The organism is Thioalkalivibrio sp. HL-Eb18 (assembly GCF_000364985.1).
Taxonomy (GTDB): Bacteria; Pseudomonadota; Gammaproteobacteria; order Ectothiorhodospirales; family Ectothiorhodospiraceae; genus Thioalkalivibrio.
The window spans coordinates 216495-236658 of the sequence record NZ_KB822961.1 but is presented as its reverse complement, the minus strand read 5'-3'; the positions used below and the strand labels follow the sequence as shown (position 1 = coordinate 236658).

21 protein-coding genes are annotated in these 20164 nt (G+C 67.2%); 19 read left to right on the top strand and 2 right to left on the bottom strand.

The window, feature by feature from the left end; all coding sequences use genetic code 11:
• The first annotated feature begins 58 nt into the window (after window positions 1-58).
• The 13 genes from F813_RS0102590 (at window position 59) to F813_RS0102530 (ending at window position 12232) form a co-directional block, all read left to right on the top strand.
• A complete protein-coding gene (locus F813_RS0102590; RefSeq protein WP_017925438.1) occupies window positions 59-1357 on the top strand; it encodes an FAD-binding oxidoreductase in 1299 nt (432 codons plus the stop codon).
• A complete protein-coding gene (locus tag F813_RS0102585) occupies window positions 1354-2118 on the top strand; it encodes an SDR family oxidoreductase (protein WP_017925437.1) in 765 nt (254 codons plus the stop codon). The genes F813_RS0102590 and F813_RS0102585 overlap by 4 nt, the downstream gene beginning before the upstream one ends.
• Window positions 2118-2771: an HAD family hydrolase gene (locus F813_RS0102580; RefSeq protein WP_017925436.1), complete on the top strand. Its 654-nt coding sequence runs from the start codon at window positions 2118-2120 to the stop codon at window positions 2769-2771. The genes F813_RS0102585 and F813_RS0102580 overlap by 1 nt, the downstream gene beginning before the upstream one ends.
• Window positions 2768-4279 (top strand): glycosyltransferase family 39 protein, encoded by a 1512-nt coding sequence (locus F813_RS0102575; RefSeq protein WP_017925435.1) that lies wholly within the window; start codon window positions 2768-2770, stop codon window positions 4277-4279. The genes F813_RS0102580 and F813_RS0102575 overlap by 4 nt, the downstream gene beginning before the upstream one ends.
• A 118-nt stretch (window positions 4280-4397) precedes the next feature.
• Window positions 4398-4928 carry an invasion-associated locus B family protein gene (locus tag F813_RS0102570; protein ID WP_017925434.1) on the top strand — a complete coding sequence of 177 codons (531 nt, stop codon included), beginning with the start codon at window positions 4398-4400 and terminating at the stop codon, window positions 4926-4928.
• A gap of 34 nt (window positions 4929-4962) precedes the next feature.
• A complete protein-coding gene (locus F813_RS0102565) occupies window positions 4963-5517 on the top strand; it encodes a Na+/H+ antiporter subunit E (RefSeq protein ID WP_012982415.1) in 555 nt (184 codons plus the stop codon).
• Window positions 5514-5831 (top strand): monovalent cation/H+ antiporter complex subunit F, encoded by a 318-nt coding sequence (locus F813_RS0102560; RefSeq protein WP_012982414.1) that lies wholly within the window; start codon window positions 5514-5516, stop codon window positions 5829-5831. The genes F813_RS0102565 and F813_RS0102560 overlap by 4 nt, the downstream gene beginning before the upstream one ends.
• On the top strand, window positions 5821-6117 hold the full coding sequence (locus F813_RS0102555) for a monovalent cation/H(+) antiporter subunit G (RefSeq protein ID WP_012982413.1): 297 nt from the start codon (window positions 5821-5823) through the stop codon (window positions 6115-6117). The genes F813_RS0102560 and F813_RS0102555 overlap by 11 nt, the downstream gene beginning before the upstream one ends.
• Window positions 6114-7109: a hydrogenase subunit MbhD domain-containing protein gene (locus F813_RS0102550; protein WP_017925433.1), complete on the top strand. Its 996-nt coding sequence runs from the start codon at window positions 6114-6116 to the stop codon at window positions 7107-7109. The genes F813_RS0102555 and F813_RS0102550 overlap by 4 nt, the downstream gene beginning before the upstream one ends.
• On the top strand, window positions 7109-7510 hold the full coding sequence (locus F813_RS0102545; RefSeq protein WP_012982411.1) for a cation:proton antiporter subunit C: 402 nt from the start codon (window positions 7109-7111) through the stop codon (window positions 7508-7510). The genes F813_RS0102550 and F813_RS0102545 overlap by 1 nt, the downstream gene beginning before the upstream one ends.
• Complete coding sequence (locus tag F813_RS0102540) at window positions 7507-8991, top strand: complex I subunit 5 family protein (protein WP_017925432.1); 1485 nt, start codon at window positions 7507-7509, stop codon at window positions 8989-8991. The genes F813_RS0102545 and F813_RS0102540 overlap by 4 nt, the downstream gene beginning before the upstream one ends.
• On the top strand, window positions 8988-10511 hold the full coding sequence (locus F813_RS0102535; RefSeq protein WP_012982409.1) for a complex I subunit 5 family protein: 1524 nt from the start codon (window positions 8988-8990) through the stop codon (window positions 10509-10511). The genes F813_RS0102540 and F813_RS0102535 overlap by 4 nt, the downstream gene beginning before the upstream one ends.
• A complete protein-coding gene (locus tag F813_RS0102530) occupies window positions 10508-12232 on the top strand; it encodes a complex I subunit 5 family protein (protein ID WP_012982408.1) in 1725 nt (574 codons plus the stop codon). The genes F813_RS0102535 and F813_RS0102530 overlap by 4 nt, the downstream gene beginning before the upstream one ends.
• 58 nt (window positions 12233-12290) lie before the next feature.
• Here the strand turns inward: F813_RS0102530 and F813_RS0102525 are convergent, their stop codons facing one another.
• On the bottom strand, window positions 12291-13190 hold the full coding sequence (locus F813_RS0102525) for an alpha/beta hydrolase (protein ID WP_012982407.1): 900 nt from the start codon (window positions 13188-13190) through the stop codon (window positions 12291-12293).
• A 272-nt stretch (window positions 13191-13462) separates the two neighbouring features.
• Between F813_RS0102525 and F813_RS0102520 the strand changes: the two genes are divergently transcribed.
• The 6 genes from F813_RS0102520 to F813_RS0102495 all read left to right on the top strand — a co-directional run bounded on the left by F813_RS0102520 (window position 13463) and on the right by F813_RS0102495 (window position 18974).
• On the top strand, window positions 13463-14959 hold the full coding sequence (locus tag F813_RS0102520) for an FAD-linked oxidase C-terminal domain-containing protein (protein WP_012982406.1): 1497 nt from the start codon (window positions 13463-13465) through the stop codon (window positions 14957-14959).
• Between the two features lie 124 nt (window positions 14960-15083).
• A complete protein-coding gene (locus tag F813_RS0102515) occupies window positions 15084-16058 on the top strand; it encodes a sensor domain-containing diguanylate cyclase (RefSeq protein WP_017925431.1) in 975 nt (324 codons plus the stop codon).
• 134 nt (window positions 16059-16192) lie between these two features.
• Window positions 16193-17497 (top strand): citrate synthase, encoded by a 1305-nt coding sequence (locus tag F813_RS0102510; protein ID WP_017925430.1) that lies wholly within the window; start codon window positions 16193-16195, stop codon window positions 17495-17497.
• A gap of 87 nt (window positions 17498-17584) precedes the next feature.
• Complete coding sequence (locus F813_RS0102505; protein WP_017925429.1) at window positions 17585-17788, top strand: DUF2892 domain-containing protein; 204 nt, start codon at window positions 17585-17587, stop codon at window positions 17786-17788.
• A 108-nt stretch (window positions 17789-17896) separates the two neighbouring features.
• Window positions 17897-18100 carry a DUF2892 domain-containing protein gene (locus F813_RS0102500; RefSeq protein WP_017925428.1) on the top strand — a complete coding sequence of 68 codons (204 nt, stop codon included), beginning with the start codon at window positions 17897-17899 and terminating at the stop codon, window positions 18098-18100.
• A gap of 139 nt (window positions 18101-18239) precedes the next feature.
• Window positions 18240-18974 carry a hypothetical protein gene (locus F813_RS0102495; RefSeq protein WP_017925427.1) on the top strand — a complete coding sequence of 245 codons (735 nt, stop codon included), beginning with the start codon at window positions 18240-18242 and terminating at the stop codon, window positions 18972-18974.
• Here the strand turns inward: F813_RS0102495 and F813_RS0102490 are convergent.
• Entirely contained in the window at window positions 18966-20018 is a 1053-nt protein-coding gene (locus F813_RS0102490) for an acyltransferase family protein (RefSeq protein ID WP_026148110.1), read from the bottom strand. The genes F813_RS0102495 and F813_RS0102490 overlap by 9 nt on opposite strands.
• Between the last annotated feature and the right edge of the window lie 146 nt (window positions 20019-20164).

The window sequence follows — 20164 nt, the reverse complement described above, 5'->3', positions numbered from 1 at the left end:
GGCCAGAGGGCTGGCCTCCTACAGGGCTGCGCAATCACGGGTATCTTGAGGACGCGCCATGACCACGAGCTGGAACCGCATCCCGCGTGTCGCGCACGCCGCCGAGCTCTCCCTGACCCGGCGTGGCCAGCCCCTGCCCGAGATTGCCCACCCGCTGCTGGCCCACGGTCTCGGCCGCAGCTACGGCGACGTCTGCCTGAACCCCGGCGGAACCCTGCTGCATACCCGTGACCTCGACCGCTTCATTGCCTTCGACCCGGACACGGGCCGCATCACCGCCGAGGCCGGCCTGACCCTGGACGACTTGCTGCGCTTCGCGCTCCCGCGCGGCTGGTTCGTGCCGGTGGTCCCCGGCACGCGCTTTGTCACGCTCGGAGGCGCAGTGGCCAACGACGTACACGGCAAGAATCACCACCATGCCGGCAGCTTTGGCGAGCATGTCCGCGCCCTGACCTTGCGCCGCTCGGACGGCGAATGCCTCGAAGTAACCCCCGACGGCACCCCGGACTGGTTCGCCGCGACCGTCGGCGGACTCGGGCTGACCGGCCTGATCGAGACGGTCACACTGCAACTCGTGCCCGTGCGCACCCCCTGGATGCGCGCCTGGTCGCAGCGCTTCGAGAGCCTGGAGGAGTTCTGGGCGCTGGATGCCCGGGCCGAGCGCGAATGGCCCTACACCGTCGCCTGGATCGACTGCCTGAACCCGGGCCCGCGCGGCGAGATCGGCCGCGGCATCTACAGCGGGGCACGCCATGCGACCACCGCACCGGCGCGCAGCCGATACCGGGAACCCCACCGCGCCATCCCGCTGGACCCGCCGGTGTCGCTGGTCAACCGCGTGACCCTGCGGCTGTTCAACCAGCTCTATTACCGCCAATCCGTACACCCCACCGCTCGCGCCGTCCATCACCTGCCCTGGCTCTTCCCGCTGGACGCAGTCCGCCACTGGAACCGTATCTACGGGTACAAGGGGTTTTACCAGTACCAGTGCGTGCTGCCCCCCCATGCGCAAAAGGACGGCATGCAGGCGTTGCTCGATGCCGTGGCCGCCAGCGGCCAGGGTTCGTTCCTCGCCGTGCTCAAGCGCTTCGGGGACCGCGCGGGACCGGGAATGCTGTCGTTCCCCCGCCCCGGCGCGACCCTGGCGCTGGACTTCCCCGAACGCGGCAACGAGACCGAGCACCTCTTCCGGCGTCTGGACCGCATCGTGCAGGAGACCGGCGGCGCGCTGTACCCGGCCAAGGACGCGCGCATGCCCCCCGAGCTGTTCCGCAGCGGCTTTCCCCGCTGGGAGGAGTTCGCTAGCTTTGTCGACCCCGAATTCTCCTCCGGCTTCTGGCGCAGGGTAACCCTATGAACCGTTTGCAATCCGTCGTGATCCTCGGCGCCACCTCGGCGATCGCCACCGCCGTCGCGCGCGAACTCGCCGAACACGGCGCCCGACTGTTTCTGGTCGCGCGCGACGGCGAACGGCTGGAGGCACTGCTGCAGGATCTGCGCGTACGCGGCGACGATGCCTCCGCCACGCGCATCCTCGGCACGACGGTCGACCTGGCGGACGTCGACGCCCACGCGGACGTATGGGCACAGGCACAGGAGGCGCTAGGCGACAGCATCGATGCGGTGCTGCTGGCCTGGGGCACGCTGCCGGATCAGGAGGCCTGCAACGCGTCCGTCGCCACCACACTGGAGGCGATCCACGTGAACGGCACCAGCGCCATCGCCTTCCTGGCCCGCATAGCCCCCGACTTCGAACAGCGCGGCCGTGGCGTGATCGCCGCCATCGGGTCGGTCGCCGGCGACCGCGGGCGCCAGAGCAACTATGTCTACGGCACCGCCAAGGGCATGCTGGCCACCTATCTCCAGGGACTGCGCAACCGGCTGTTCTTCAGCGGCGTGGATGTGGTCACGATCAAGCCAGGTTTCGTGCGCACCCCGATGACCGAAGGCTTCAACCGCGCCGGGGCGCTGTGGGCTGAGCCCGAGACGGTCGCGCGCGGGATCGTCAAGGCCATGCGTCGCGGCCGCGATGTCGCCTACCTGCCCTGGATCTGGTGGGGCATCATGACCGTGATCCGCCTGATCCCCGAGTACCTGTTCAAACGCCTGAAGCTGTAATGACGGCGCCGCAACGCATCGTGCTGTTCGACTTCGACGGGACCCTGACCCGACGCGACACGCTGTTCCCGTTCCTGCGCTTCGCGCTGGGGACACCGCGCTTTCTTGCGGCCCTGCCCGGATGCCTGCCCACGCTCGCAGGCTTAGCGCGCGGCCGCATCGCCAACCAGGTCGCCAAGGAGGCCGTGCTCCAGCGGATGATCGGCGGGGCATCCCTGGACGATCTGCAGGCCCGGGGCCGCGCCTTCGCCGATCACGTGCTGGACCGCCTGTTGCGCCCGGCCGGCATGGAACGCCTGCACCACCACCAGGCGGCCGGCGACACCTGTGTGCTGGTCTCGGCCTCGCTGGATCTGTGGCTGCGCCCCTGGGCCGAGCGTCATGGCCTGGCCGACGTGATCTGCTCGCACCTGGCGGTCGACGATCACGGCCGGGTCAGCGGTCACCTCGACGGCACCAACTGCCAGGGCGCGGCCAAGCCCGCCGCGATCGCCAGCTGGCTGGGTCGCTTTGACCCGCACACGCCCGTCGACCTCTACGCCGCCTACGGCGACAGCGCGGGGGACGAACCCATGCTGCAGATGGTCACCACGGGTTACCGACTGCGGGGCGGCCGCTTCGAGCCAATCCAGACGGACACGCACAAGGCATGAGTGCCGATCGCCTGCCTCCCGGCGCGCCCTGGCTCGCGCGCCACTACGGTGCGGTGCTGCTGACCGCCCTGGCCGCCAAGATCCTGATCGCCTGGACCCTGCCGATCACGGGCGACGAGGCGTACTTCCTGATCTGGGGGCAGCACCCCGATCTTGGCTACTACGACCATCCCCCGATGGTCGGCTGGTGGCTGAGCCTGGTGCTCGCGATCTCGGACCATCCGCTCGCGATCCGGGCCCTGGGGATCGCCGTATCCATGGCACCTGCCCTGCTGATCCTTGCGCTGTGGCGCCGGCAGGACCCGGTTCGGGCGCGGCTGGTCTCGCTGATCGCCCTGTTCGTGCCGCTGCTGTTCATCGCGGTACTGACCGCCACGGACACCCCGCTGCTCCTGTTCGGCCTGGTGGCCACCGGTCTGACCTGGCACGCGCTGCGCACCGGGCGTTCGGGCTGGTTCCTGCTGGCGGGATTCGTGCTGGGCCTGGCCTTCCTGTCGAAGTACTTCGCGGTGCTGCTCGGGATTGCGCTGGGACTGCACATCCTGCTGTTCGCGCCGCGCCACTGGCGCGGACTGCTGCTGATCATCCTCGGCGTCGCGCCGGCGGTGGCCCTGAACCTGTACTGGAACTGGGACAACTGCTGGTACAACGTGATGTTCAACATCGTGAACCGGCATGGCGGCGACGGGATCGACCCAACCAACCTGCTCGCCTACGCGGCGATGCTGGTCTACGTGTTCACCCCCTGGCTGCTGTGGTTCATCGCCCGCGAGTTCCCCGCGCTGCGCCCCGGCATCCGCGAACATCACCTTGGCGTCTTCCTGAGCGCCGGACTGATCCCGCTCGCGGTGTTCGCCCTGCTGGCGCCGTTCAAGAGCATCGGCCTGCACTGGCTAGCGGTGTTCGTACCCTTCCTGCTGCTGCCCGCCCTGTTCCTGAGCACCCGCGCACTGAACATCAGCGCCTGGCTCTCGACCATCCTGGCCGGCGTACACGCAGCCGTACTCCTGACCATCGCGCTAATGCCCGTGGAATGGCTGGAGGACCACGGGCGCTACGCCGATGCGGTCTACTATCTCGCCCCGGAGTCCGTGGCCGAGGCCGTGAACGAATACGAGCCGGACTGGCACGTATTCACGCGCAGCTATTCGCGCTCCGCCGTACTCGCCTACTACGCCGGACGCGAGGTCGGCGTGTTCGGCTCCGGCTCGCACTACGGCCGTCAGGACGACCTGCTGACCGACTTCCGCGCCCTCGACGGCGAGAATCTGCTGTACGTCGCGACCCGCGGCGAGGTCGACCCGGGCGACCTGGAACCCTTCTTCGACGAGGTCGTGATCCGCCGCCAGCCGATCCGCGGGATCGACTGGGAATTCGCCGAAGGCTACGGATTTCGCTATGACGCCTACCGCGAGCGGGTCCTGAGCGAGATCCTGGCCGACTACTACGCCATCCCCGCCTGGCTCCCCGAAGGCCGCTGCGACTTCACCGATCGCTACAGCCCGTAACGCCGCGAACGTCGGTGCGGTATTACGGTCACACAGGCACGGCGATATGCTTGAACCCGCCGCCATGCGCGTTCAAGCTGACGCGTTTGTTTGCCAATGCAATGACGGAGATCCCTACATGAAGCCTTACCTGGCATTCGCTGGTGCGCTGCTGCTGGCCATCCCGAGCCTGACCCTGGCCCAGGCCCAGACCGACCCGCAGATGGAAGAGCAGATGCAGCAGCAGGAGCCGGAGACCACGACCTATCAGGACTGGGAGGTCGCCTGCATTGAGGTTCAGGGCGGCGAGCGCTGCCGTATGCAGCAGACCCTGCAGATCCAGGACGAGCAGGCGCAGGGCGCCTACCTGCAGGCCTCGCTGTTCCGCGATGGCGACAGCTACATCATCGAGATCCTGCTGCCGCTGGGCGTGGATCTGCGCCCCGGCATCCTGATGCAGGTCGACGAGGACGGCGAGGAGATCGAGGCCCCCTACATCGCCTGTGTGGAGCAGGGCTGCGTGGCAGGCCATGAGCTCACGGAAAGCCAGTTCAGCGCGATGCGTGGTGGTAGTGCGCTGACAGTCGGCTTCTGGCCGCTGCATGGCGACCAGCCGCTGGCCTTCGACGTCTCGCTGATGGGCTTCACTGACGCCAGCGAGCGGCTCTAGGCCTTCGCTTGGCTGCGCCACACGGGCCGGTACAATGACCCGTGTGGCGAAGCACAGGGACGCAACGAGCCGGGCCGGCCTCAACCGCGCCCGGGCACGCTGGCGGCGGGCAGCCTGGACTGTCCTGGCCGCCGCCGTGCTGTGGTGGATCCTGGCCGGGCTTGATGCCCTGCTGGAACCCCTGGCACTGCTCGCGGTTCTGCTGGCCGGGGCCGCCAGCCTCGTACTGCCCAGCGGTCGCCCCCTCGGTGTCCGAATCCGGGCCATACCGGGCCTGATCGGCTATTTCCTGCGAGCCTCCTTCCTCGGCGGCATCGATATCGCCCGACGCGCACTGGACCCCAAACTGCCCATCGCACCGGACTTCATCGAGTACCGGGCCGACCTTCCGCATGGACCACCTTTGACCCTGTTCATGGCCGTGCTCAGCCTGCTCCCGGGGACCCTCAGCGTTCGCCTCGAGGGGCGCCTGCTGACTGTCCATGTGCTGGATCGCCATGGCCAGCCCGAAGTCGCGCTGCGCGAGCTCGAGCGGCGTATCCACGCGGCCTTCGAGGATCCGCGGCGCCGTAAGGAGGGGGGCACATGAGCGCGTTCTATCTGGGCGCGGCGCTGTTCCTGCTGGCGACCATTCTCCTGGGCCTGATTCGCGTGTTGCGCGGCCCCGGCTCCGGCGACCGCATGCTGGCCGCCCAGCTGTTCGGGACTACCGGGGTCACCATCCTGCTGTTGCTGTCACTGACGCTGGAGACCCCGGCACTGGTCGACGTCGCGCTGGTCTTCGCATTGCTGGCGGTGGTGGCTGCGGTCGCGTTCGTCCGCCAGCACGGCCTGCCGGAACCGTCGGGCACGCCCATCCATCAGCGCCACGGCCAGAAAAAGGAGCCGGACGATGATCGCTAACACCCTGACCGTGATCCTGATCCTCGCCGGACTGGTGTTCTTCGCGGCCGGCACGGCCGGGCTGCTGCGCTTCCCGGATGTCTACTCCCGCCTGCACGCGCTGACCAAGGCGGACAATGTCGGGCTGGGCCTGGTCATCCTTGGCCTGATGCTGCAGGCCGGCGGGCCGGCGGACATCCTCAAGCTGTTCCTGATCTGGGTACTGGTCCTGGCGGCCGGCACCACGGCCGCGCACATGGTGGCGCAACGCACCTGGACCCACGGGGAATTCGAGTCCGACCGATGAGCGGCCTGCTCCTCGTCGTCTTCGACCTGGTCCTGCTGGTCGGACTTCTCGGGGTCGCCTGGCGCTGCCTGGCGAGTACCGACCTCTTCCGGGCGGTGGTGCTGTTCATCACCTTTGGACTGCTACTCGCGCTGGCCTGGGTGCGTCTGGAGGCCCCGGACATCGCCCTGGCCGAGGCCGCGATTGGCGCCGGCATCACCGGCGCCCTTTTGCTGGTCACGCTGGAGAGGCTGCGCAGCATCGCGGTCGAACGCCGGCGCGGACGCCCTGACGAGCCACCCGACCCGGCCGCCGCCGATGCCCTGCTGCACGCCCTGCATGACCCCCCGCCGCCACGACGGACCTTTCTTCCGGCACTGACCTTCGCCCTGGTGGTTGGCGGGCTGATGGTCACCGCCCTGTGGCATCAGCCGGACGCCGTGGGCCTGGAGCCCGTGGTCGACGAACACATGGGCGTCTCGGGCGTGGATCACCCGATCACCGCCGTGCTGCTGAACTTTCGCGCCTATGACACCTTCCTGGAGCTGGCGATCGTCCTGATCGCCCTGCTCGGGGCCTGGTCGCTGGGCCGCTACGACCGCCTGCCGGCACGCCCGGCGCCCGGCCCGATCCTGCCCGGCACCCTCCGGCTCCTGGTGCCGGTCGCGATCGTCACCGGTGTGTATATCCTCTGGGCGGGCAGCCATGCCCCGGGCGGGGCGTTTCAGGCGGGGGCCATCCTGGGCGCCGCGGGCATCCTGCTTGTACTGGCGCGGCCGCGCGACCTGCCGATGGCGCCGAGTACGCCACTGCGGCTGGGCCTGGCCGCGGGTGTGGGCCTGTTCCTGGCGATTGGGGTCATTGGCCTGTTCATCGGCCCGGGCCTGCTCGGCTATCCGCCCGAGTGGGCCTATCCGCTGATCATCGTGATCGAGGTGGCGGCCACGCTGTCGATCGCCCTCACCCTGGTGGCGCTGTTCATTGCCGGACGGCCTGCCGGAGACGATCACTAATGGAATGGCTTGCCCAGCAACTGGCTCCGGGCCTGATCTATCCGACGGCCGGCGCGGTCCTGTTCGCGCTCGGCCTGTACGGGCTGATACGCCGCCATCACCTGGTCCTGCGGATTCTTGCGCTGAACATCATGGGTTCCGGGGTGTTCATGGTGCTGCTGGGCATTGCGGCCCGCGGCGAGGGCCCACCGGACCCGGTTGCGCAGGCGCTCACGCTGACCGGCATCGTGGTCGCGGTCAGCGCGACGGCATTTGCCCTGGCGCTGGTCGTGCGCCTGGCACGCATCACGGGGCAGGCGATGATGCTACCCGGCCCACCAGACGACGACGCACCGGTGGACGACATCTCGCGCGAGGAGCACGCCCCTTCCGCGGAGTACGAGCGGGAGCATCGCGAATGAGCGAGACACCCGCCGCGATGCTCCCGCTGGCGATCAGCGGCCTGGTGGCCCTGTCACTGGCGCTGGCCATCCTCGCCACGATCTGGCCGCGCCAGGCGCACCGGATTGGGGGTTATGGCGCGGTGCTGATGGCCGCAGCCGTAATCACACTGAGCGCCTTGTTCCTGGCTGCGGGACCCGAGCCGGAGAACGCGGCCACGCGCGTGGCGCTGGGCGGCTGGGAGGCACCGCTGGGCGTAATGCTGCACCTGGACGGGCTGTCGATGACGCTGCTGGTCCTCACCGCGGTGGTAGGTCTGGCGACCAGCCTGTACAGCCTTGGCTATGTGCACGACCCGATCGAACGCCGGCAGTTCTGGCCCCTGTGGCTGTGGCTGTGGGCCGGGCTGAACATGCTGTTGCTGTCCGGCGATGCCTTCAATCTTTACATCTCGCTGGAGGTGGTGTCGCTGTCGGCGGTGGCACTGGTGGCGTTCACAGGGACCGCGGCCGCCGTATCCGGGGCGATGCGCTATCTGCTGATCAACATCCTCGGCTCGCTCAGCTTCCTGATGGGGGTCGTGCTCCTGTTCGGGGAGCACGGGGTGCTCGACCTGGTGCTGCTGGAGGCCCGTACGGAGATCGGCCCCACCGAACTCATGGCCGCGGTACTGATGACCGCCGGGCTGATGCTGAAGGCGGCGCTGTTCCCGCTGCATGTCTGGCTCGCCCCCGCACACGGCTCCGCCCCGGCCCCCGTCAGCGCGGTGCTCTCCGGCCTGGTGGTCACCGGCTCGTTCTACCTGATCCTGCGCCTGTGGATGGGCCCCTTTGCCCCACTGGCCACACCGGCGTTCGGCATCCTGGTGGGGCTGCTTGGCGTGGCCGCGCTGATCTGGGGCTCGGCCCAGGCCCTGCGCTCCGGGCGCCTGAAATCCATCGTTGCCTACTCCACCGTGGCCCAGTTTGGCTACCTGCTGATCGCCTTCCCGCTGATGCTGGTGGACTCCGGGGCATGGAAGGTGGTGGTGTTCTTTGCCGTCGTGCACGCCCTGGCCAAGGCCTCCGTCTTTCTCGCCGCCGGCACACTGCAGCACGCGGCCGGGCATGACCGTCTGGCCGACATGGGCGCGGTCCTGCGCGCCCGCGGCCGCACCGTATTCGCGCTGGGCCTGGCCGGGGTGAGCCTGATGGGCCTGCCCTTCACCGGCGGCTTCATCGCCAAGTACCTGCTGCTGGAGGCGGGCCTGTCCACGATCCTGGCAGGCAGCCTGATCGGCGTGCTGTGGGTGATCGCGATTGCCGGGGGCGGGCTGCTCGCGGCCGGGTACGTGCTGCGCATGGTGGCCCCGGCCTTTCACCGTGGTCCCCAGAACCCTGGCGAGGCGGTCTCGCCGTGGATGGACTGGGTGCCGCTGGGGCTGGCCGTGGTCGCGGCCGCCGCCGGCTTCGCCGGCACCCTGACCCTGCACACCCTGACACTGACGCCGGGGGCACCATGAGCGACGGCGGCTGGCTGCTCCTCGCCATCCTGATGAGTTCGCTGGGCCCGGGCCTGGCGATCTTCTTCCTGCCCGAGCGGCGCTACGGGCTGCGGACCCTGCTGAACCTCGGCGGGGCCGGGACCAAGCTGGTGCTGGTCGGCTGGCTTTTGGTGAGCGTTCTGCGTGGCGACGAGTACCGCCTGGTCCTTCCGCTCGTGCCAGGGATCGACTTTGTGCTTGCGGCGGACGCTTTGTCGCTGCTGTTCGCCACGCTGTCGGCGGTGCTGTGGTTCGTCACCACCGTGTACGCCATCGGGTATCTGGAAGGTTCGCCCCGACGCAGCCGCTTTTTCGGGTTCTTTTCCCTTTGTGTCAGTGCCACGGTCGGGATCGCGCTGTCGGGCAACCTGATCACACTGCTGATCTTCTACGAGCTGCTGACGCTGGCCACCTGGCCACTGGTGGTGCATCGCGGCACCCCCGCCGCCCTGCGCGCCGGGCGGCTGTATCTGGCCTACACCCTGACCAGCGGACTGGTGCTGTTCACCGCCATCGTCTGGCTGACCCTGCTGGCCGGTGCCGAGTCTTTCGTGCCGGGCGGCTACCTGGGCGACCTCGCGACCACACACGAGACCACGCTCAAGGTCCTGTTCGTGATGCTGATGATCGGGTTCGGGGTCAAGGCGGCCCTGGTACCGCTGCACTCCTGGCTGCCGATCGCGATGGTCGCGCCCGCCCCGGTCAGCGCCCTGCTGCACGCGGTCGCGGTGGTCAAGGCCGGGGCCTTCGGGATCGTGCGGGTAGTGAACGACGTCTATGGCGCCGAGGTCGCAATCGAGCTCGGGCTGGCGGCTGGACTGGTGGTGATCGCCGCGATCACCATCCTGTACGGCTCGATCCAGGCCCTGCGCACGGACGACCTGAAGCAGCGGCTGGCCTTCTCCACCGTCAGCCAGGTCTCGTACATCGTGCTGGGGGTCGCGCTGGCCGGGCCGCTGGGGGTCATCGGCGGGCTGGTGCATCTGGTGCACCAGGGGATCACCAAGATCACGCTGTTCTTCTGTGCCGGCAACTTCGCCGAGACCCTCGGCATCCACAAGATCAGCGAGCTGGACGGCGTAGGCCGCCGCATGCCCCTGACCATGCTGGCCTTCACCCTTGGCGCCCTGGGGATGATCGGGCTGCCGCCGCTCGCCGGTTTCGTGACCAAATGGCATCTGGGCCTGGGCGCGCTGGAGGCCCAGTTCCACTGGGTGCTGGCGGTGCTCGTGGCCAGCAGCCTGCTCAATGCCGCGTACTTTCTGCCACCGGTGATCCGGGGCTGGCTCGGCGAGCGCCGCACCCCCTGGCACGAGCACATGGTCGAGCATAGCGGCCCCACGCGCTTCGAGACGCACTGGATGCTGCTCGTCCCGACGTTATTCGTCGCAGCGCTGAGCCTGCTCGGCGGTCTGCTGGCCGGGATGAGTCTGAGTCCGCTCGACTGGGTGACCCTGATCGTGGAACGCGACTATTCGATCCCGGGGTTCGCGCCATGAACGCCCTGGTCTGGCTGGCGATCCCTCTGGTCCCGTTGCTGCTGGCGGTGCTGATCGGCCTGCGACCACACCGGACCCGATTCAACCGCTGGCTCCCGTGGGCCGCATTGCCCGGTCTTGTGGTCGCGGCGGTTGGAGGCGATGTCGAACCCGCCGTCCTGGACTGGCTGATGCTGAACACCCTGCTGGGGCTGGATCCCCTGGGGCAGGCCTTTCTGGCGCTCACCTCGGGGCTGTGGCTGGCCGCCGGCCTGTTCGCCCTCGGCGACCGCCAGGATGACCCGCTGCGCCACCGCTTCTACGTGTTCTGGCTACTCGCGCTGTCCGGAAACCTGGGCCTGATTCTCGCGCAGGACGCCCTGAGCTTTTATCTGTTCTTCTCGCTGATGAGCCTGGCCGCCTATGGGCTGGTGGTGCACTCCAATACCGCGGAGGCCTGGTGGGCCGGGCGCATCTATCTGATTCTGGCCGTCGTTGGCGAGATCCTGTTGTTTGCCGGCTTCGTAATGGCGATCCACCAGGCGGGTGGCGATACGCGGCTGACCGCGATCGCCGAGGCGCGGCCCGAGGGCTGGGGGCTTGCATTGCTGGTGCTCGGGTTCGGTATCAAGGCCGGCATGCTTCCCCTGCATTTCTGGCTGCCACTGGCCCATCCGGCCGCACCGGTCGCAGCCAGCGCCGTGCTATCGGGGGCGATGATCAAGGCGGGCCTGCTGGGCTGGCTGCGGGTATTGCCACTGGACGAGACCGGCCACGTGCTGCTCGGCGAGACCCTCGTGCTGCTGGGTCTGTCGGCGGCCTTCCTCGCCGCACTCGCCGGGGCCGTGCAGTCGCGTCCCAAGACCATCCTCGCGTACTCCAGCATCAGCCAGATGGGACTGATGACGGCCGGGGCCGGGCTGGCGCTCGTCCTGCCCGACCTGCGGGCCTGGCTGCTGATGGCCGTTACCCTCTACGCGGTGCACCACGGCTTTGCCAAGGGTGCGCTGTTCCTGGCCGCCGGGATGACCACGCAACGCCCCGCGGGTGGTGCAGCCCGCCTGGCGTTTTTCCTGTTCGCGGTGCTGCCGGCTCTCGCCCTGGCCGGGATGCCAATGACCAGCGGAGCACTCGCCAAGAACATCCTGAAGGAACCGCTGTACGACGCCGATCTGGCCGGCTGGATGGCTCATACGGAATTCGCGCTGACGCTGGCGGCCGCCGGCACAACGCTCCTGATGCTGCGCTTCCTCTGGCGCTGGTATCAGGCACAGCAAGGCACACAGGCGCCCCCGCGCGCGGACTCCCGCCGCTGGTGGGCCTGGGGTGGCCTGGCGTGCATGTCGCTGGTCTTCCCCCTGCTGGGGGTCGCGGTCGCCCCACCGGAGCAGGTTCCGGCTTGGGTCGTGCTGACGGGCCTGAGCCTTCTCTGGCCCATCGGTGTCGGCCTGGTGTTGGGGCTGCTGGCCTGGCGATGGGCCCGGGATCGCGATCGGCCGTGGCTGCCGGAAGGCGATCTTGTCGTGCCCCTGGAGTGGCTCGCGCAGACCGGCCAGCGCCTGTGGCACCGCCACCCTGCACTCATCAGCGTCGGGCGCCACCCGGCGCGCCTGCGCTGGGTACGCTACCGGCTGCGCGAACGGCTGGAACTGGCCGAGCGCGTACTCACGCGCTGGGAGACCATTGGCCTGCTGTTCGCCGCCGCGATGCTGGGCCTGTACCTGACCCTCTGGGCCGGTTGAGACACACACAAAAAAGGCCGGCCCGAAAGGGCCGGCCTGATGGGCTCGGATCAGCCGATCAGTGCTGATCGAGGAAATCGACGGTGAAGTCCACCACGTCGTCGGCGAAGAAGTCACGGAAGAAGTGATCCGCGCCATCGACGGTGTTCACGGTGATGTGCTCCTTGTCCTCGACCGCATCCATCCGCTCCGGAAGATCCGCCACCACGTCATCCTCGGACCCGATCACCACCAGCGTCGGGGTCTGAATGCCGTCGATCACGCTGGGCGTGTTGTGGACCGGAGCCGGATCGTAATAGCTCAGGAACGCATGGGGCGCGACATCCAGCTCGCCACACTGCAGGAAACGCACGCCTTCGAGCATGGAGCCGTCGCCACGATCGTGCTTTTCCTGGGCTCGGGCCAGGACCTCACCCAGTGGTTCGCCGGCCTGCTCTTCGTAATCGGCGGAGACCTTGTCCGCATCGAAAGTCGACGGGGCGACCAGCACCATCGCGCGAATGTCGTCCGGATCATGCTCGGTCAGATAGCGCGCGACCTGGTTGCCGCCACGCGAATGCCCGAACAGCGTGACCGGGCCATAGCCTTCACCCTGCAGCCATTCCTGCCAGGCGGCGACCTCCTTCAGGTGCTCGTCCACCCCATGATGGATCGGCGCATCACATTCGAACATGCCTTCGCGCTCGTCGATCCCGTAACTCAGGTTGATCGACAGCGTGTTATGGCCGCGGTCGGCCAGTTGATCCTGGACCGCCTGCATGACCTCCATGCGGCCGTGGGCCAGCGTGCCGTGCAGCATCAGCACCACACCGTCTTCAGGCGAGGCGCCGGCCCCCTCCTGGAAATGACCGATCAGGGTCAGGTCGTCGTGTTCCAGCGTGACCTTGTCGGCCGCAAACGCCGGGGCTGAAGCCAGGGCAGCGGCCGCACAGGCCGTCGTGATCCATGAATACCGCATCGCAATCTCCTTGGGTCGGGGTTGGAATCATTCTAGTAATCCCGCGAATGACTAGACCGTCACGCAACAGGAAAAATTCCCAACCCGCACTCGGTTTATTGCATCTGCCTTCACCGCGCCTGGTCTCGTAAAACCTGGGTTGCCAACGCGAGTGTGTACATCGATCAGTTCTTCCCCAGAGACAACACGAAGTGACACGGACATTTCCTGTGCCGCCCACGGCCTGTAACCTGAAGGGTCCATCACCCAATCCGGACGCCCCTGACCACACCATGAGTGCCGCACAGCCCCTGCCCCCGGATTCCACTGCGCTGGATGCGCTGGCGGCTGCGATCGCGGTCTTGCAGCAAGAGCTGCCCGCGGATCGGCTGATACTGGAGGCCCACGAGCGCCGCACCTACGAATGTGACGGGCTGTCCGCCTATCGCCAGACCCCTGGTGCCGTCGCGCTGCCCCACACGCGAGAGGAACTACTTACCTGCCTGCGGGTGTGCCGCGAGCACCAGGTCCCGATCGTGCCCCGCGGGGCCGGCACCGGACTCTCGGGCGGGGCTTTGCCCAGTGCCACCGGATTGCTGCTGTCCCTCGCCCGCTTCAACCGCATCCTGGAGATCGACGCCGACAACCGCTGTGCGGTCGTGCAACCCGGCGTACGCAACCTCGCCATCTCCGAGGCGGCGGCCCCGCAGGGCCTCTACTATGCCCCGGACCCCTCCTCCCAGATCGCCTGTTCGATTGGCGGCAACGTCGCCGAGAACGCCGGCGGCGTGCACTGCCTGAAATACGGCCTCACCGTGCACAACGTGCTGGGACTGGAAATGGTCACGCTGGATGGCGAGATCATCCGCCTGGGCGGCAAGACCCTGGACACCGCGGGCCCCGACCTGCTGGCGCTGATGATCGGCTCCGAGGGGATGCTCGGCATCGTCACCGAGGTCACGGTACGCCTGCTGCCCCGTGCGGAACGCACCCAGGTCCTGCTGGCGAGCTTCGACGATGTGGAGGCCGCCGGGCGCGCAGTGGCCGGGATTATCGCGGCCGGACTGATCCCGGCCGGCCTCGAGATGATGGACAACGCCGCCATCCGCGCCGCCGAGGATTTTGTGCATGCCGGCTACCCGGTGGATGCCGCCGCGATCCTGCTGTGCGAGCTCGACGGCACCAACGCCGAGGTCTCCGAGGACATCATGGTGGTGCGCCGCAAGCTGCTCGAGCTGGGCGCCACCGAGGTGCGCACCGCGCGCGACGCCCAGGAGCAGGCCCTGTTCTGGGCCGGGCGCAAGGCCGCCTTTCCGGCCGCCGGCCGAATCTCGCCGGACTACTACTGCATGGACGGGACCATCCCCCGTCACCAGCTCGGTACCGTGCTGGAGCGCATCAATGCGCTGTCGCGCGAACATGGCCTGGGCGTGTGCAACGTCTTTCATGCCGGCGACGGCAACCTGCACCCCCTGATCCTCTACGACGCCAACCAGCCCGGCCAGCTGGAAACGGCCGAGACCTTCGGACAGCAGATCCTGGAGTTATGCGTGGCCGTCGGTGGAACCGTTACTGGCGAACACGGCGTGGGCGTCGAGAAGCTCGACGGCATGTGCGTGCAGTTCGCCCCCCTCGAACTCGAACAGTTCCACCGGCTGCGGCAGGCCTTCGACCCGCTCGGCCTGCTGAACCCGGGCAAGGCGGTACCTACGCTGGCGCGTTGCGCCGAGTTCGGCCGCCAGCATGTCCACGGCGGCCAGCTCCCGCACCCCGACCTGCCTCGACTGTAAGGCGCCGCCGATCCCGTCGCGCATCCACAAAATCTGGAAGAGCTGCAGTCCGGATGACACTCTAATAAGATGCAGCGACAGTCCAAAGTAACGGGCTATCGCCAAGAAGCCCGTGCGCGATCGAATGAAACGTTCCCACGACCGGTGCGACGCCGCCCACGACTCGTTCACCCAGGGCGTTGACAACGCGCTGCGGCTCCTGCACTTGCTGGCCCCACTCGACACCTGGATGCTGACGCGGGTGGAAGGCAACGAACAGATCGTGGTTCGCGCGGACGACCACGGTTACGGCATCGAGGCCGGCACGGTTTTCGACTGGAGCAATTCCTTTTGCATCCGCATGCTCGAGGGCCGCGCCCCGCGTATTGCACCGGACGCCGCCAGCGAACCCTCGTATGCCGAGGCCCTGGAAGCGCTCGCCGCGGCCGGTAACGACGTCCCAATCAGCAGTTATATCGGCTACCCCATCCGCGACGTCGACCACCAGCTGTATGGCGTCCTGTGTGCGATCCATCCGGAAACCATCGCCATCTCACCGGAGGAACACGACGCGCCGATCCAGGCCGCGGTGGGCACCCTCGAGTCCCTGATTCATATGCGCCATCAGGTCGACAGCCTGGAGCGCGAGCAGGAAACGCTAAGGCTTGAGGCCCACACCGACACCCTCACCGGCGTTTACAACCGCCGTGGCTGGTCGCTCACCCTCGCCTCAGAGGAGGATCGTTGTGCACGGCACGGTCTGCCGGCTGGCGTCGTTATGGTCGACCTGAATGGACTGAAGCTTGTCAACGACAGCGAGGGGCACGACGCCGGTGATCGGCTGATCGCAACCGCCGGTCGTGTCCTGCGCGAGACCGTGCGTGACATCGACACAGTCGCCCGCCTCGGGGGCGACGAATTCGCGATCCTGTTCCCCGAGACACCCATCGACTACGTTCCGGATATCATCCGGCGCCTCCGCGAAGCCCTCTCCCAGGCCGGGGTTTCCGCCGCACTGGGGGCATGCTCGCGCGATACACGTGGCGATCTGCAAGCCACCCAGGCCCATGCCGACAAGGCCATGTACGAAGACAAGCGCAACCAGCGCAACGCCCACTGACATAACGTGGTGGAACCCGTCCAGGATTCGGGGAAACCGTCCGGAACGACGCTGCCCGGCCCGTGTCGATGGTTTACCATGCTCTTTTAGACTCCGCGCGTTCGGGCGCCCCAGCGAATCTTCGAGGCCGTTTCATGAGCAAGACCGTCACGCTGACCGACAACACCACCGGCAAGAGCATCGAGCTGCCGATCCAGGAAGGTGCCCACGGGCCCAACTGCATCGACATCCGTGCGCTGTACAAGGAACTCGGCTACTTCACCTACGACCCCGGGTTCATGTCCACGGCCAGTTGCCGTTCGGATGTGACCTTCATCGACGGGGACGAAGGCACCCTGCTCTACCGTGGTTACCCGATCGAACAGCTGGCGGAAGAGAGCACCTATCTCGAGGTCTGCTACCTGCTGCTGAACGGCGAACTGCCCTCCTCCGACGACCTGCACGACTTCTCGCGCATCATCAAGGAACACTCGATGCTGCACGAGGCGGTGCGCCGCTTCTTCGACGGTTTCCGTCACGATGCACACCCGATGGCGATCATGGTCGGCGTGGTGGGCGCGCTGTCGGCCTTCTATCACGACAACGTCGACGTGCATAACCCGGAGCACCGCCGCATTGCCGCGCACCGACTGATCTCCAAGATGCCCACCATCGCCGCCTGGTCGTACAAGTACGCCCACGGCCAGCCGTTCATGTATCCGGACAACAACCTGTCATACACCGCCAATTTCCTGTCGATGATGTTCGGCGTGCCCAGCGAGCCCTACCAGCCAAACCCCGTGTTCGTGCGCGCGCTGGACCTGATCCTGATCCTTCACGCCGACCACGAGCAGAACGCCTCGACCTCCACCGTGCGCCTGTCCGGCTCCTCCGAGGCCAACCCGTTTGCCGCGATCTCCGCCGGCATCGCCTCGCTGTGGGGCCCGCTGCACGGCGGTGCGAACGAGAAGGTCGTGCGCATGCTCGAGGAGATTGTGAACTCCGACAAGAGCGTGCAGGATTTTGTCGCCCGCGCGAAGGACAAGAACGACCCGTTCCGCCTGATGGGCTTCGGCCACCGGGTGTACAAGAACTACGATCCGCGCGCCAAGATCATCCGCAAGATGTGCCACGAACTGCTGGCCGAGATGGGCGATATGGGGGCCGACAACCAGCCGCTGTTCGACGTCGCGATGGAACTGGAGCGTATCGCGATGGAGGACGACTACTTCATCGAGCGCAAGCTCTATCCAAACGTGGATTTCTACTCCGGCATCATCCTGCGCGCGATGGGGATCCCGCTGAACATGTTCACCGTGATCTTTGCGCTGGCCCGTACGGTGGGCTGGATCTCGCACTGGAACGAGATGATGCAGGACCCGGAATCGCGCATTGGGCGCCCGCGCCAGCTCTATACCGGGCACCCCTCTCGCCAGTACACCTCAATCGAGGAACGTTAGGCCGGCGCCGCGCGTTCCCCTCCTTGCCGTTCGACTGCGCCAGTGCTATCTACTGGTTAAATAAAGGACGCAAGGGAGGGAACGTCCATGAATCTTGATCGCTTTTTCCTGGTCTTCGCCGGGATTGTCGTCCTGATCAGCGCCTTGCTGACCTGGGCCGCCAGTGGATGGTGGCTGCTGCTGACGATATTGATCGGCGTCCACCTGATCCAGTCTGCCTTTACCGGATTCTGCCCTTTGGCCATGGTGCTGAAGAGCCTGGGCATGAAACCCGGCGAGATCTTCCACTGAACCGACCTGCTCCGACACGTGCACGGGCCCATTGATCGATGGGCCCTTGTGTTTCTGTGTCCGCGGGCACATATTAGAGTTGTCTAATAGATAACCCGGGAGACCCCCATGAGCATCGATCGCATTGTCCTTGCCTTTGCCGGCACCGTCGTCATCCTCAGTGCCATCCTGGCCTGGGTATTCAGCCCCTGGTGGCTGCTGCTGACCCTGTTCGTCGGCTTCAACCTGCTGCAGTCTGCCTTTACCGGATTCTGCCCGCTGGCCATGATCCTGAAGGCCATGGGCGTCAAGCCCGGCGAGGCCTTCAACTAGACCCGCCATCTGGCAAGGCCCGGGCCGCTCGGCCCGGGCCTTATTGCGTCAAGGGAACACCGAACCGTGTTTCCAAAAGGGCCTGCAAAACGCCCCGCCCTGGCGCACAATGGAGGGGCACCCAAACCCGCCTCCCGCGATGCTCTCGCTAATCCCGCGTCTGTTCCAGCGCGCCCCCGAACCCGACACCGAGGCCCGCCAGTGGGTCCGCGCCGTCACCCTGTGGACGCGACGCCAGCCCGTCTGGGCGCGCCCGCTAGGCCAGGCCCACCTGGTCCTGCCGATTCGCGAGCATTTTCCCGGACAGGCCGATACCCGCCACGGGATGGCGCAGATCGTGTTCGACGCCGTGTGCCACCACGCCGGCTTTGCCGACGGCCCGTTTCGGCTCGCGCAACCGGACGACCTCCTGGACGACCCGGTGCCGATGGGGTCCTGGGGCCACGCACCCCGGCCCGAATCCATCCCGATTCCGTACGACCCCCGGCTGGTCGGCGAAAACGAGGCCTTGATCGGCCACTTTGCCCGCGAGATCGCGCTGAGACTGCTCCCCACCTCGGAAGAGCCTGCCCCCTCGCAGGCCGGCAACGAGGGGCATGTGGCCGAACTGCTGGCCACACAGATGGGATTCGGCGTGATGCTCGCCAACACGGCCTTCCACGTGCGGGTCGGTGGCTGTGGCTCGTGCAGTGCCCCGAGCGCAGAACGCCAGGCATCGCTCGGGCGCGACGATCTCGTCTATGCGCTGGCCCTGTTCTGTCACTATCAGGGCATTGCCCCGAGCCGGGCGCGAACCTTCCTCAACAAGCCGCTGCGACCGGTATTCCGTCAGGCCACACGCAGCCTGGCGCAGCAGGCTCGCGCATCAGCCTGATCCGGTCTTCGCCGAGCGCCTCCATGTCCACGGCACGACCAGCAGGCTCTCCAGGGGACCCTTGCGGAACAGCCGGCGCCAGCCCACCGCAAACAGCATGAACAGCCCGGTGAAGGCCCCCGCCACCAGCAGCGCGGGCCCGACCTCCTGCTTGAAGACCAATTCATCGCGCCACAGGGCGATCACGACCAGGTGCAGCACGTAGAAGGTCAGTGCCAGCTGGCCCGTCGCGACCAGCGGCCACAGCGCACGCCCGAGACGATCCGCCGCCACCAGACTCACGGCAAGCACGGCCACCGCCACCCCAGTCGCATTCAACAGCCAAAGCGGACGCTGGCTGTGGGCCTTCATGTCGGCCAGATCGGCCCAGCGCAGTCCCCCGCCCGGCTCGCCCCACCACGCAAAGAGCACCACATGCAGGCCCCAGGCCACCCCTGCGACCAGGGCCCCGACCAGCAGTATCCGCAAACGCAGCACGTCGCTGCGCAGATCGCAGCGACCCAGCCACAGACCCACCAGGAAGGGCACGATCCAGGTCACCAGCGGATAGGGGCCCGAAAACACCAGGGCGTGCAGCATCACGCCCGGCGGGTTGTTGGGTCCTATGCCGACCCGCTGGAACGTATCGGGATCCAGCATCTGACCATACAGATACAGCGGAGGGCCCAGGGTGAAGGCCACCAGACCGATCAGGAGGAGAACGGAGGTATGCAACCGTACCAGCCCGATCGAGAGCACAAAGAACAGCGCGTACGTCTGCAAAATCACGTTCAGCTCGTCCTGCATGGCCTGCAGGGCCAGGCCCAGCGGGAACAGCAACAGCGCCCGCCACAGGAGCTGTCCGGCCAGGCCCTCGGCCGCGACACGCCGCGAGGCCGCCAGAAACGAGATCCCGACCCCGGCCACCAGCATGAACAACACCGAGGCCCGCCCGTGCGGCAACGCATACCACTGCCCCGCGACAGACTCCAGGCGCGTGGGCCCCACATGCACCATCAGCATGCCGATCATGGCCAGCGCACGGGCCACATCGACCCCTTCCAGCCTGCGCCTGCCCTCCCTGGCCTTACTGTGTTCCACCCGTCGTCCTCCATGCGCTGTCGACGCCTGCATTAACAGCCCAACCGTGCCCGATCCGCACGCAAACATCACTCATCACGCGCGGGTTTCGCCAACTATGTTCGCCCCCC

Coding starts and splice junctions, on each gene's coding strand:
- F813_RS0102590 (WP_017925438.1), top strand. CDS start 59: ATGACCACGAGCTGGAACCGCATCCCGCGTGTCGCGCACGCCGCCGAG.
- F813_RS0102585 (WP_017925437.1), top strand. CDS start 1,354: ATGAACCGTTTGCAATCCGTCGTGATCCTCGGCGCCACCTCGGCGATC.
- F813_RS0102580 (WP_017925436.1), top strand. CDS start 2,118: ATGACGGCGCCGCAACGCATCGTGCTGTTCGACTTCGACGGGACCCTG.
- F813_RS0102575 (WP_017925435.1), top strand. CDS start 2,768: ATGAGTGCCGATCGCCTGCCTCCCGGCGCGCCCTGGCTCGCGCGCCAC.
- F813_RS0102570 (WP_017925434.1), top strand. CDS start 4,398: ATGAAGCCTTACCTGGCATTCGCTGGTGCGCTGCTGCTGGCCATCCCG.
- F813_RS0102565 (WP_012982415.1), top strand. CDS start 4,963: ATGACCCGTGTGGCGAAGCACAGGGACGCAACGAGCCGGGCCGGCCTC.
- F813_RS0102560 (WP_012982414.1), top strand. CDS start 5,514: ATGAGCGCGTTCTATCTGGGCGCGGCGCTGTTCCTGCTGGCGACCATT.
- F813_RS0102555 (WP_012982413.1), top strand. CDS start 5,821: ATGATCGCTAACACCCTGACCGTGATCCTGATCCTCGCCGGACTGGTG.
- F813_RS0102550 (WP_017925433.1), top strand. CDS start 6,114: ATGAGCGGCCTGCTCCTCGTCGTCTTCGACCTGGTCCTGCTGGTCGGA.
- F813_RS0102545 (WP_012982411.1), top strand. CDS start 7,109: ATGGAATGGCTTGCCCAGCAACTGGCTCCGGGCCTGATCTATCCGACG.
- F813_RS0102540 (WP_017925432.1), top strand. CDS start 7,507: ATGAGCGAGACACCCGCCGCGATGCTCCCGCTGGCGATCAGCGGCCTG.
- F813_RS0102535 (WP_012982409.1), top strand. CDS start 8,988: ATGAGCGACGGCGGCTGGCTGCTCCTCGCCATCCTGATGAGTTCGCTG.
- F813_RS0102530 (WP_012982408.1), top strand. CDS start 10,508: ATGAACGCCCTGGTCTGGCTGGCGATCCCTCTGGTCCCGTTGCTGCTG.
- F813_RS0102525 (WP_012982407.1), bottom strand. CDS start 13,190: ATGCGGTATTCATGGATCACGACGGCCTGTGCGGCCGCTGCCCTGGCT.
- F813_RS0102520 (WP_012982406.1), top strand. CDS start 13,463: ATGAGTGCCGCACAGCCCCTGCCCCCGGATTCCACTGCGCTGGATGCG.
- F813_RS0102515 (WP_017925431.1), top strand. CDS start 15,084: ATGAAACGTTCCCACGACCGGTGCGACGCCGCCCACGACTCGTTCACC.
- F813_RS0102510 (WP_017925430.1), top strand. CDS start 16,193: ATGAGCAAGACCGTCACGCTGACCGACAACACCACCGGCAAGAGCATC.
- F813_RS0102505 (WP_017925429.1), top strand. CDS start 17,585: ATGAATCTTGATCGCTTTTTCCTGGTCTTCGCCGGGATTGTCGTCCTG.
- F813_RS0102500 (WP_017925428.1), top strand. CDS start 17,897: ATGAGCATCGATCGCATTGTCCTTGCCTTTGCCGGCACCGTCGTCATC.
- F813_RS0102495 (WP_017925427.1), top strand. CDS start 18,240: ATGCTCTCGCTAATCCCGCGTCTGTTCCAGCGCGCCCCCGAACCCGAC.